Raw genomic sequence first — 12,085 nt, forward strand, 5'->3', positions numbered from 1 at the left:
GCGAGGAGAGGAGGCTCACCGGGGAGGGCGACCAGGTCCATCCCCACATCAGCGGCGACCTATTGGTCTGGCAGGACAACCGGAACGGAGACGAGGACGTCTACGCCCTCGACCTGGCCACCGGCGAGGAGAGGAGGCTCACCGGGGAGGGCGACCAGGTCCATCCCCACATCAGCGGGGACCTCATAGTCTGGGAGGACTCAACGACCGGCGACGTGAACTACTACTTCTGGGGGAGGGACTGGGGCCGCGCCTATAATAAGGCCGGAGATCAGCTCCAGCCGAAGGTCTACGGAAAGAGGATCGTATACCAGGAGAGGTCTGAAGAGGGCTGGTCGATCTTCAGCCTCGATCCCAACACCTGGAAGGAGAAAGAGGTGGCCAGCGGCCCCGGGGAGATCGAGCTCGACTTCGACTCTCGGCTCGCCTGGCTGATCTCTCCCAGCGGAAAGTTCGGGTACCAGAACCTCGGCTCCGACCAGATCAGCGTCATCTGCCAGGCCTCCGGTGACCAGACCAGCCCCGCCGTCAGCGGCGACTGGGTGGTCTGGATGGACAACAGGACGGGAAATCCCGACATCCGCCTCTACAACCTGATCGAGAACGTCGAGTGGCCCCTCGCCGCGGGCAGCGAGCTCGATATGTATCCGGACATCAACGACGATGTCGTGGTTTGGATGCACCTTGAGGAGGAGTTCGACGCCTGGGCGATCAGGGCTCTGGACATACCCACCGTCAACAGAACCCAGCTGCAGAGGGGGATCTCCGTGCCCTCGAGGCCCTCGATCAGCGAGGAGACCCTGGCCTGGGGAGATCTTCCCATAGCCGGCTTCGGCTGGCGTGTCCAGAAGAAGCCCCTCTACAGAAGCGAGGCGATGGAGGCGATACCGCCGAGGGGCAAAAACCCCGATGCAGGCGGGACCATCGTCGTCTATCAAAACGATCAGAACGGAGACGAGGACGTCTATGTCTGGTCTGGCACGACCCGAAAGCCCGTCTATTCCGGGCCCGGCGACCAGACCTTCCCCACCACCGACGGGAGCCTGGTCGTCTGGCAGGACGACAGGAGCGGAAACTGGGACCTCTACTCCAAAGATCTGGCCACAGGCCGGGTCGAGCAGCTGACCTCGGACCCCTCGGACCAGACGAAGCCCCACCTTCGGGACGGCTTCTTGGTCTGGATGGACGACCGGAACGGCGACTGGGACGTTCGGGCTCTGGACCTTGCGACCGGAGAGGAGATGGAGATCTTCTCGGGGCCCGGCGACCAGACCGATCCCCGGACCGGAGACGGCAAGGTGGTCTGGGTAGACGACCGGGATGGGAACAAGGACCTTTATATGTACGAGATATACAGGGAGTAGAGCTGACCGGCCAGGGCCAGGCCCCCCCTTTTCGGGGAGCTCTGGCCCCTTCACTGCTCCTCTCGGTCCCGGGTCGCCGATGGCGCGGACGGTTCGGGGAGCAAAGTTTATTTATTTGGCCCTCACTTGTAAGCGGCTTAAAAAAGATCGGGGCATCTGACTATCATGCAATTGGAAGAACTTCGTTTCGGCACGGAGCTGCTCAAACGCGGCTTTGCTAAAATGCAGAAAGGGGGCGTGATCATGGACGTCACCACCCCTGAGCAGGCCGTGATCGCTGAGGAGGCCGGGGCCGTGGCGGTCATGGCCCTGCAGGCGGTGCCTGCCGACATACGGAAGATGGGCGGGGTGGCCAGGATGGCGGACCCCAAGATAATAATGGAGATCATCGATTCGGTGACGATACCGGTGATGGCCAAGGTCAGGATCGGCCACTTCGCCGAGGCTCAGATCCTGGAGGCGATCGGGGTCGACATGATCGACGAGTCGGAGGTTTTGACCCCCGCCGACGAGTTCCACGTCGATAAGTCCAAATTCACCGTCCCCTTCGTCTGCGGCGCCAGGAATCTGGGCGAGGCCCTGCGAAGGACGAAGGAGGGCGCGGCCATGATCAGGACCAAGGGCGAGGCCGGGACCGGGGACGTCCGGGAGGCGGTCCGGCACATGAGGATGATCGGTGGCGCCATCAGGGGCCTGAAGGGCATGAACGACGAAGAGCTGGTGAAGGTCGCAAGAGAGATCGAGGCAGACCGCGAACTCGTCCTCGAGTGCAGGGATATGCAGAGGCTTCCGGTGGTGAACTTCGCCGCCGGAGGGATCGCAACCCCCGCCGACGCCTCTCTGATGATGCAGATGGGGGCCGACGGCGTCTTCGTGGGTTCGGGGATATTCAAATCACAGAATCCCGAGCTTATGGCCAATGCGATCGTCGAGGCCGTGAACAACTACGACAACCCAGAGAAGCTCGTCGAGATATCCACCGGTCTCGGCGACCCCATGAAGGGGATCGATGCCGGAACGCTTCAAGAGGGCGAGATCCTTCAGACCAGGGGCTGGTAGATTCGAGGATAGGCGTGGTCGCCTTCCAGGGCGACGTCTCTGAGCACGTCCAGGCGATGGGGCGGGCCCTGGGGGACGAGGGATCTGTGGTCGAGGTCCGCAAGGGGGGGATCGTCCCCGAATGCGACGGCGTGATCCTCCCCGGCGGGGAGAGCACAACCATCGCAAGACACCTCGCCCGGACCGGGGTAGGCGACGAGATCCGGACCGCCGCAGGCTCCGGCACCCCCATCATGGCCACCTGCGCAGGCCTCATCGTCATATCAAAGGAGATCGTCGAGGAGACGAGGTTTCTTCCCCTCGGCCTTCTGGACGTGAGGGTGTTGAGGAACGCCTTCGGCTCCCAGAGGGAGTCTTTCGAGGCCGATCTCGAGGTGGAGGGCTTCGGCCCGCCCTATCGGGCGGTCTTCATAAGGGCACCGGCGGTGGTCGGCTGGGGAGATGAGATCGATGTCCTGGCCAGGATCGGGGATCTGGCGGTGGCGGTCAGAGAGAGAAACCTGATCGGCCTCGCCTTCCACCCGGAGCTGACCTGGGACCTCAGGTTCCACGAGATATTTTTGGATATGATCTGTGAGGTGGGAATTGATGTTCGGCATTGACGAAGAGTTTGTAGAGAAGGGCTTCGAGGAGATGGAGAGGGAGATGGCAGAGCTCCAGGAGGAATCCGAGCAGCTCAAAAGGGAGGCTGCAGAGCTTATGAGAAGGTCCGACGGTCTCCGGAGCCGGTCGATCGACCTCCGCTCAGAGGACCCGGCGGCCGCAGAGGAGATGTGGCAGGAGTCTGAGGAGCTCCGGGCCGAGAGCAGGGAGATGTTGAGGCTCGCCGTGGACAGCGGCCTCAAGGCCGGAGATATCAAGCACCGTCTCGAGATTCACGACCAGATCGTGGCGGTGGTGGACAGGGCCGACGAGATCTGGGAAGGGGCCATCAGGGCCGGAAGGCCCTGACTCCATCTCAAAAATCCAAACGGAAGGCTCAAAAAAGCCCGCCATCTCAGGGCCCGCTAGTCCTCGAAGGATATCTTCTTCTGGGTCTCGAAGGTCCCGTTAAGCTGCTGCTTGGCCTTTATCTTCTTGTTGAAGTTCGAGTACTCGGTCTTGGTGCCCCATATCCCCTCGAAGGCCTGCTGGGTGTTGAAGAGGAGGGTGTGATCAGACCTGTTGACCGACGATATCGTACCCGTCTCGCTCTTCTCCAGAGTGGTGGCGCTGAACTGCTCTGTTACGCTGGCGCCCATACCGCCGTGGAAGGCCGGAGATTGCATGACCTTGAAACCCTTGAGGTAGCCCTGGTCGAAGACCAGTAGCCTGCTGTCGGAGATGTTGACGACGGGGTTTCCCCGGTTTACGGTCTTCTGGGACTGCATCTCTATCGATCCGTAGCCGTCCAGCTCTTCCTTGTACCTTGCGCTGGACTCTCGAACCTCGTTCTTGATAGATATGTCGCCCCTGCCGACGACGGTGGTCGACTCGACGAAGAGCATCCCGCCCTTCTTGGCCCCGGCGGAGCCTCCGCTTCTGCCATCCTTCTCTGCCCCCTCCTCGGAGGCTGCGGACTTGGCCCCCTCTTCATCAGGGGCGGTCTCCGACCAGAAGAGGATGTATGGGCCGTCCTCCGCCCACCTCTCACCGTCGCTCACCTTGACCATGACCGCCATGTAGGTTCCCGCAGCCTGGCCGGGGATCTCGTAGCTCCAGTAGCCGTCTCTGGAGTCGCCCTCTTCGAGCCCCATCCTCTGGGTGTTGATCTTGGTGATGTCGACCAGATCCATCCTGCTAACTGAAGTGGTGGGGGTATCCCAGAGCATCTCCACCGATCTTATCCCGGTATCGTCGGAGGCGTGCACCGCCACCACCACCGGCGACCAGGCCGCCGGCTCCGGCGGAAACGCCCCTACATCGATGATCTTCGGCGGGCGGTCGACCTCGATGGTGCTCGGGTCGCCTATGATCAGCCTGATGTTCTCGGTGGGGGACTTGGACTGGAACGGACCGTCCATGCTCGGGCTGCCGGCGGGGACCGCGACCTCTGAGTGCCCCGGCGAGATCTCCGATATCCTGAGGGGGCTTGGGCCCTCCACCGAGCCTCTCGCCTCTGCCACCTTCGGCGAGGCCATCGAGGCCGTCCTCAGATCGGCCTCGCGGCTGGGGGGGGGCAGAGGGCTCGCCAGGTTGGTCGATATTCCGGCGGCGGAGGTCGGCGCCGATAAGGAGCCGCCACCCGAAGAGGCGTATCCCGAAGCCCAGGAAGAGTACAGGTATGCTGAGGCGGGGCCGCTGGCCGAATAGGCTTGCCCAGAAGGTCCTGGTGAGGTCCATGGAGATGAGAGATAAGATGAGGCCAGCCCCTCTGCTGAGTACGAGTAGCCCGTCATCTCGAGTTCGGGCCCCGGGGAATATATCTCGGATGATCTCGGCCCTGCAGCCGAATAGGCGTATCCGGCGGGTTGGGGCTTCGTCTCCCCAGCCGAGGGCGAGGCGCAGGTCCCCTCTTCGCTGGTCCCGTATCCCGACCACCGTCCCGAGGCCCCTGGGGGGCTGGCCGAGGCTGGGCCGACGGAAGAGGATCCAGGTCCGGATCCGGCGGGCATCGTTCCTGAAGCCGGCGCCTCCGACGATGCACCGTCGACGGAGCTCTCTTTGCTCAGCCGGATCTTCTCCAGAATCTTCTTGAGACGGTCTACGAGGCCGGATATGCCGGAGCCCTCGCCTTCCCGGACCTCTGAGGTGGTGGGGTCACTTTCGTTGACCATATACGCCGGGACTGCCCCTTCCAGAACTTTGGCCTCCTCTGCCCCGACATCCACCGCTTCTGTCCAGGCTGCGCCCGGGTAAGGACTTTCAGCAGGGACGGGCTCTTCGGCAGGCACTTTCAGCCCCATCGAGAGTATCGCTTCGTCCCTCACCGAGTCCCTATCCTTGGTGAAGCCCTCGGCGATGATCTCGTCCTCGATCTCCTCTGTGATCTCAATCTTCTTCTCAAGAGTCCGGCTGGAGCCGGGCGATATGTAGTCTATGGTGCCCAGCTGGCCCAAGAGCCCGCCGGTGACGAAGGTGCTGAAGATGGGGACGTCGCCCCCGTTCTCGACTGTGAGGACGACATTGACGCTGCCTCCGGGGGTCGTCTCGGGCGGGTCCGCCCTTATAGAGAGCTCGATCTTGGCGGTGACCAGCTTCACAGCCACCTTCTGGGAGTCGGACCAGGCATTGCCCATCGAGTCGATCCCCTCGACCTCGATCATCAAGGTGGTGTTCTTCTCAGCGAAGAAGCCGAGATCTGTGACTTTGAAGTCGCCCGGCTCCAGCCGGCCGATCTTCTCCAGGGTTCCCAGGCTCCTCTCAGAGAGGGTAACCCCCTTCAGGGGGTCGTCCCCGGAGTTGGTCACAAGAGCCGTCAGGTTGAAGCTCCTACCGGGGCAGCTCTCCACCACCGCAGGTCTGACGTTGAGGCTGATCCCCGGCGATATAGACCTGATCTCGAAGGCTGCAGAGGCCGAGACCGTCTCGCCGCCGGCGGTCCTCCCCTCGGCCCGCCCCGAGACCGCCCGGCTCTCGTCGGCAAAGTAGACGGAGGAGACCGAGGTCGAGCCACCGGCTGCGACGGCGGGAAGCCTGAAACTGCTTGTCCCCTCCCCCTGGAATGTCACGTCGACGAGGTCGACATCGCCCGAATTTCTGATGGTCCAGACCGCCTCCACCGGATCTCCAGGATAGGCGGCGGCCTTCTCTGTATCGACGGTGAGGTCCAGCCGGGGCTCGAGAAGCTCGATCTTCAGAACCTCCGACCTCTGGAGGCGGCCGCCGGTCGAGTCGGTGGCGACCACCAGCACCACGTCTTCGATGCTCTCGTGTAGGGTCGAGTTCCTGACCAGAGTCCTCACCTCACCGGGCTCGATGACCGGGACGGTTCCGATCTCCCCGAGGGCGTCGGTCACCTCCACCTCCGAGAGGGGGTCGTTCCCTGAGTTCTCGAGCCGCACGACGATCGTCGTCCTCTGGCCTCGGCAGATCCTTTCGGGCTCCTTTCCTACCTCGACCAACAGGTCTGGCGAGACCACCCCTATCGAGAGGGCGGCCTCGTCGTCGAGCTTCGATCCGCCTGGACCGGTGGCAGAGGCGAAAGCCGTCAAGTTCAGGGACCGCTCCACCCTCATCACCCCCTGGAGAGGGAAGCCGTCTCCGGGGGGGAGGCTCTGGAGCTTCGCCGTCTCCTCGCCGCATCGAAGGGTCAGATCGGACAAGCTTACCCTCCCCCGGTTCACGGCGGCGCACCTGTACCCTACGAGATCTCCCTCGTGAACCAGGGTCCTGTTCGCCTGGATCGTCACCACCAGAGCGGGAGAGCCCGTCTCCGTCTCTTCCGTTCTCGTCTCCGCGTCTGATCTCCTCGATCGGGTTATGAGCTCGGCGACCCCACCGGCCGGGGATGGACCAAAGCCGTTGACAAAGCCGAAACTGCCGAAGTCGAATCCGAGATCCAAGCCCCAAAATCCGACCACCGGGCCGCCATCCTCCAGCTCTGGACCTGCAGCAGACCGGCCCGCTCTCGGTTTCCGGTCCTCCGAGGCCATCCCGGATACGTCGGAGCCGAAACCATCGAGGTTCAGCTCGAGGTCCATCTCCTCGAACTCTGCCACCTCCCCCTCCTCGATCGAAGGGAGGGCTCTGGAGGGTGTCGTCGAGCCCGACCTGCTCGTGGGCTTCGAGGCAGAGGCTCGGGCGCTGGAAGGCTGAACGACCACCTCTCCAGTGATGGTCCTCCCTTCTGGAGATACGGCCGTCACCTCGATCGTCCCCACCACCTCCTCATCCCCACTCCTGGTTCGGGTCAGGCTCTCAGAATCCCCCGGGCCGAGCTGGGACAGTATCCCCAGGGTGGCACCTCGCCCGTCTTTCAGGGTCACCCGGCTCAAAAGCTCGTCGCCTTCGTTATTCAGCCTGTACTCGGTGGTGGCGGCCTGGCCCGATCCGGCGGGGCGGGAGGTGACCGTGACCGAGAGGTCGGAGCTGACGACCGCCACCTGGAGCCGCTCTCGATCGGCGGCCCTCTCTTTGCCATCGGTGGTTCCGGTGGCGGTCAGCTCCGCCGAGAGGTCTTCGGCGATGATCAGGCCTCTCGAGTAGGTCTTTGACTCGCCCGGCTGGAGGTCTCCGGCCTCGACGGTCCAGCCGGGGCCGGATATCTCCACGTCTCTGATGGTCTGAGAGCAGCGGTTGGTGACGGTCATCCTCACCGTCGTCTTCTCTCCGGGCCGCACCGCCTTCGGGTCGGCCCCGACCACGAGCTCGATCTCTGGAGAGACCGAGGTCGTCCTCAGGATCTGGTCCTGCTCAGCTGCCGGTTTTGCTCGGTCCAGATCGGGGACGAGGGAGAGCGTCTCAGGAAGCCCGACCTGGACGGCGGCCTCATCCCTGCAGATCACCTCGCCTCCTGAGCTCGCCATAACCTTCAGCGAGGTGGTCGATCTCAGGGGTGGGGTGGTCCTGGTGATCCCAAAGGACTCTCCTGAAGGGAGGCGGGCGAGGAACCCCACCTGGCCGAAGTTGTCCCATACCGAGATATCGGTCAACGCCGCCCGGCCCGAATTTTCCAGCTGGAGGGTGTAGGAGGACCTAGATCCGTATTCGACAAGAGGCTGATCCAGCACCAGGCTAAGCTCTGCATCCTGGTCGGGGCTGGAGAGGAAGGGGATGGAGAAGGGGGCGGAGAAGGCGGATGCGGTGGGGAGAAGGGTCGAAGATATGATGAGGCCAGCTAGACAGAAGAGATTAAAAGCACAGCCCCCCGGGGGGGATTTTTTCCAGCAAACGCCCTCCATAAGCTCCCCCTGAACAGACCTTTTATTGGTTTTTCTCTATAAAGGTGTTTCGGAAGAATTTGCGGTCGGAGAATCTCGCCGGATGGGCAAAGATCAGATCTTTTGGGGATCAAAAGGATCGGATACGAAAACGACATCTGGCGCGCATCCATAAAGACTATAGGGTATTTCTTCTTATGTATTCGCTTTACGGGCGGGCCGTGATTTTTTTATAGTCGGGCCGTGATATAATGTATCGATGGAACCCCTTCTCGCCTTTTTCTTGGCCATCCTTCTGGTGAGCCTCCTCACGGTGAAGATCGGCCTTTCACCCTTCCTGAGCCTGGTCGTCTCGGCCCTCTTCTTTGGGGTACTATCGGGGATGGGCCCGGAGCTGATCGATCACGTATCGGAGGGGCTGGCCCGGATCTTCTCGGCCCTGGCGATCATCGTCTTCGCAGGGTCTGTGATCGCCGAACATCTGCGCAGGTCCCGGGCCGTGGACAGGATCGTAGCCGACCTCCTCCTGCTCGTCGGCAGAAGAAGGGGGATTTTGGCCTCGGGGATCTCGGGGTACCTGGTCTCTCTCGCGGCAATGTGCTCCATGACATCTTATATTATATTGGAGCCGGTGGTGGCGGGGATGGGGCGAGAGTGCGAGGGCTCGGAGAGGAGGTTCCTCTTCTCGGCCGCGCTATTCTCGGTGATATCCTTCAACCTGGTCTATCCATCGCCAGTGATGGTCACCCTCACCCGGTCGTTGGGGGTGGCACCGGCAGAGGCGCTGAAGTTCGGCCTCCCCCTCTCCCTCCTCCTCTTCATCCCCGCCTTCGTCTGTCTGGGGCGGCTCCCCATAGGGGTGAGTGAGTCCCCCGCCGAGACCGGCCCTCTTCCGTCGAGGCTCGTCTCCTGGGCTCCCCTGGCTCTGCCCCTGCTCCTGATCCTCGCAGGCCTCCTCACGCCCGCGGCCGGGATGCTGGGGTCGCCGGACTTCGCCCTCCTCGCCGGGGCCCTCTTCTCGGCGGCCCTGGCCGGGGAGGGGAGAGAGGATATGGTCAAGAGGGCGACGAGGAGGGCGGGGATCATAATCTTCGACCTCTGTGGGGCCGGGGCCTTCGGATACGTCATCGCTCAGGGCGGCCTGGGCCCCGCGATCTACGCCTCCTTCGGCCCTCTCATTCCGGCGGTGGCCCTCCCCGTCCTCGTCGCCTCCCTGATCCAGCTCGCCCAGGGCTCGAGGGTGGTGACGGTGGTGATCGCCGCCGAGATGATGAAGGGCTACCCGATGGAGCCGGTCACCCTCCTCTTCTCGATCTCGGCGGGGGCCTTCATCCTCTCCGCCGTCAGCGATCCCTACTTCTGGCTGGTGAAGGAGACGACGAACTCCGGTCTCCGGGAGACCCTCGCTGGGTATACCCTCCCTCTCTCGGTCTGCGGCCTATTGGTCTTCGCCGCTGCCGCCCTTCGCTGGCTCTTTTTAATCTGAGCCGGACCGCGCTCGGGCGTGGGCGGACCGGACCGCCTCCAGGATCTTTTCCCGGTCGGAAGAGAAGTGAAGGTGGGAGGGACACCGGCAGTCGGTGCAGCCGAACCCCTGGATGAAGGGGAGCCTCTCGCCGATCTTCTGGGCGATGGCGCACTCCAGGTTCTCATCGGTCCTCGTGGCCACCACCTCCACCAGGGCGGTGGAAGGCAGGAGGCGGTCGATGTGCCACCTCTGGACGGTATTCTTCCCCTCCATCACCCGCAGGTGCCGATCCACCCGGGAGAGCCCTCCGGGACCCCGGGCGGAGCCGGTGTAGGCGTAGTAGCCGGCATCGAAGCGGACCTCTCCGAGGGAGCCGACCTTTAAGTCCCGGTCGGCCTCGAGCCTGAGGACGAGGGTGTAGATCCCTTTCTCCATCGTAATCAGGTTGAATTTTGGGGCATTTCAGGGTTGGGGTTGGCGTCAGGCCGGGTCCAGATCGTCCAGGATCTCTCGAAGCCTTCTGTCGACCTCGGAGGTTATGTGCCTCTCGAGGTCGTAGTTTTCGAGGTTCTCGTGGATCGCCGTCCCCACGATGATCCCCTTGAGAAACGCGGTCCTCCGGTCCTCCTCCACGGAGTTGAGGACGCGTTTGAAGTACCTTTTGAGGGTGGTGCCGGGGATGGACCGATAGGCTTCCAGCTCGTCGATCACACCGAGGACCTCGTCCTCCTCGAACCCGGCCACATCCAGGAAGGTCGAAAAGTCGTACGTCTCATCTTGATATACCGACGTCAGGAAGTTGTGCTCGTCGTACTGATACATCGATTCACCTTCGGTGTTTGACGGGGGCCGGGGTTTGCGGGAAACTATTTATCTTGCGCGCTTCAACTCCGCCCTCACCGGAGCGGACGGGCTTCAGAACGGTGAAGCCTCCCGGTTTCGTAGCTGATTTTAGGGCGGGGGTTGCCAAGTGGCCAAAGGCGCGGGACTTAAGATCCCGTCTCGCAGGAGTTCGCGGGTTCGAATCCCGTTCCCCGCATTATTTGCGTCCACAATGTAGTCTCCCGCCCATTTCAGCGGTCCGACAGTTCTATATTTTATGAGAGAAGCATAATAGTGCATACAGATAGAACTCCGGCCAGAAGGCCGAGGAGGCAAATATATGAACGGCTATGAAAGCCTCCTGAGCGGGGCGACTGAACTGGAGGACGACCTGAGCGAATGGGACGAAATCCAGAGGACGGGGCCGTATTGCCCGATATGCGGCGGCGAGGGTCATCTCTGCGGCCGTCTCGGGGAGAGCTGGCATTACCGCTGCCGCGATTGCGGGATGGAATGGAAGATGGAGGGCTGATCGAGATTCTTCCAGATCCTGAGGCAAAATAATTGGATAAGATCATGGCAAAAACTGAAACGGCCCGGCGAGAGATGGGCTTTTATGCCCTCGTAACGTTCTTTGCTATCGCTTTTGGGCTGGCATGGGGCATCCTCGCCCTCCTCATCTTCTTCCCCGGCCAGACCGAGCCGATCTTCGGCCCCATGGGCTATACGAACCCCTTGTTCATCCTCGCCGTCTACTCTCCGGCCATCGCTGGCATCTTCCTGGTCTGGCGACATTATGGCACCGACGGCCTCAGAAGTTACCTCCGGCGGCTCACACTCTGGCGGATGCCAGCCGGATGGTGGGCCTTCCTGGTGGTGGGCATACCCGCCGCCTTCTACCTCGGAGCAGCCATCAAGGGCACCATTACAGATCCGTTCCCCTTCTCACCTTGGCGCGCCGCGCTGCCGGCTTTAGCCGCCGCCCTTTTCATCGGGCCCGTCGAGGAGCTGGGCTGGCGCGGCGTAGCGCTACCTCTTCTGCAACGCCGCTTTGTGCCCCTCTGGTCGAGCCTCATCCTGGGCCTGATCTGGGGGCTATGGCATTTGCCAGCCTTCTTTCTCAGCGGGAGCCCTCAAAGTGCCTGGTCGTTCGGTCCCTACTTCATCGGGGTCCTCTCGATAACGGTCATCCTGACCTCCATCTTCAACGCAGCCCGGGGTAGCCTCCTCATCGCAGCGCTCTACCACTTCCAGATGAACAACCCGGTTTGGCCTGATGCCCAGCCCTGGGACACTCTCGTGTTTGCTGCCCTTGCCCTTGCCGTCGTGCTGCTGAACCGACGAAAGATGCTGAACCTGGATGAGGCCGTCACCGAGGTGCTTATCAATCTGCCAGACGGACCTCCATAGTATGAAGCCTGAGAACAGAGACCTGATCCGGAAGTTCTTGGAGAGCGCCGACTCCCTTGGGGAGGACATTCTGGAGGACAGCGAGGAGTTCTTCGGCTGCGTTCCGCCGATCCTCAGGATCATGAGGGAGAGGCCCGAGTTCTTCGTATTCTCAAGCCTCA

The 12,085-nt window shown here is 62.4% G+C and carries 10 protein-coding genes and 1 tRNA gene; 8 read left to right on the top strand and 3 right to left on the bottom strand.

Features of this window, described 5'->3' with window-relative positions:
• From ACP5EL_RS03765 to ACP5EL_RS03780, 4 genes are all read left to right on the top strand, one after another.
• The coding region (locus ACP5EL_RS03765; RefSeq protein ID WP_428401125.1) for a TolB family protein at positions 1-1,364 on the top strand (1,364 nt) is incomplete at its 5' end.
• 165 nt (positions 1,365-1,529) lie between these two features.
• Positions 1,530-2,423: a pyridoxal 5'-phosphate synthase lyase subunit PdxS gene (gene pdxS / locus ACP5EL_RS03770; RefSeq protein WP_428401126.1), complete on the top strand. Its 894-nt coding sequence runs from the start codon at positions 1,530-1,532 to the stop codon at positions 2,421-2,423.
• A 14-nt stretch (positions 2,424-2,437) separates the two neighbouring features.
• Positions 2,438-3,025, top strand: coding sequence for a pyridoxal 5'-phosphate synthase glutaminase subunit PdxT (gene pdxT / locus ACP5EL_RS03775; protein ID WP_428401128.1), 588 nt, complete (start codon positions 2,438-2,440; stop codon positions 3,023-3,025).
• Entirely contained in the window at positions 3,012-3,374 is a 363-nt protein-coding gene (locus ACP5EL_RS03780) for a hypothetical protein (protein WP_428401129.1), read from the top strand. The genes pdxT and ACP5EL_RS03780 overlap by 14 nt, the downstream gene beginning before the upstream one ends.
• Positions 3,375-3,430: 56 nt before the next feature.
• Here ACP5EL_RS03780 and ACP5EL_RS03785 read toward each other — a convergent pair whose 3' ends face one another.
• Complete coding sequence (locus ACP5EL_RS03785) at positions 3,431-8,245, bottom strand: hypothetical protein (protein ID WP_428401130.1); 4,815 nt, start codon at positions 8,243-8,245, stop codon at positions 3,431-3,433.
• Between the two features lie 238 nt (positions 8,246-8,483).
• Here ACP5EL_RS03785 and ACP5EL_RS03790 point away from each other — a divergent pair, with 238 nt between their 5' ends.
• Entirely contained in the window at positions 8,484-9,710 is a 1,227-nt protein-coding gene (locus ACP5EL_RS03790; protein ID WP_428401131.1) for a GntP family permease, read from the top strand.
• On the opposite strand, the gene ACP5EL_RS03795 is transcribed toward ACP5EL_RS03790, so the two are convergent.
• A complete protein-coding gene (locus tag ACP5EL_RS03795) occupies positions 9,702-10,127 on the bottom strand; it encodes a GIY-YIG nuclease family protein (protein ID WP_428401133.1) in 426 nt (141 codons plus the stop codon). The genes ACP5EL_RS03790 and ACP5EL_RS03795 overlap by 9 nt on opposite strands.
• A 45-nt stretch (positions 10,128-10,172) precedes the next feature.
• Positions 10,173-10,514, bottom strand: coding sequence for a hypothetical protein (locus ACP5EL_RS03800; RefSeq protein WP_428401135.1), 342 nt, complete (start codon positions 10,512-10,514; stop codon positions 10,173-10,175).
• Between the two features lie 134 nt (positions 10,515-10,648).
• Here ACP5EL_RS03800 and ACP5EL_RS03805 point away from each other — a divergent pair.
• The 3 genes from ACP5EL_RS03805 to ACP5EL_RS03815 all read left to right on the top strand — a co-directional run bounded on the left by ACP5EL_RS03805 (position 10,649) and on the right by ACP5EL_RS03815 (position 11,924).
• Positions 10,649-10,731 (top strand) — tRNA-Leu (locus ACP5EL_RS03805).
• A 123-nt stretch (positions 10,732-10,854) separates the two neighbouring features.
• Positions 10,855-11,046 (top strand): hypothetical protein, encoded by a 192-nt coding sequence (locus ACP5EL_RS03810; RefSeq protein ID WP_428401136.1) that lies wholly within the window; start codon positions 10,855-10,857, stop codon positions 11,044-11,046.
• Positions 11,047-11,078: 32 nt separating this feature from the next.
• Positions 11,079-11,924: a CPBP family glutamic-type intramembrane protease gene (locus ACP5EL_RS03815; RefSeq protein WP_428401137.1), complete on the top strand. Its 846-nt coding sequence runs from the start codon at positions 11,079-11,081 to the stop codon at positions 11,922-11,924.
• The last annotated feature ends 161 nt before the right edge of the window (positions 11,925-12,085 follow it).

The sequence above is a fragment of the Methanocrinis sp. genome, assembly GCF_049974945.1.
Lineage (GTDB): Archaea > Halobacteriota > Methanosarcinia > Methanotrichales > Methanotrichaceae > Methanocrinis.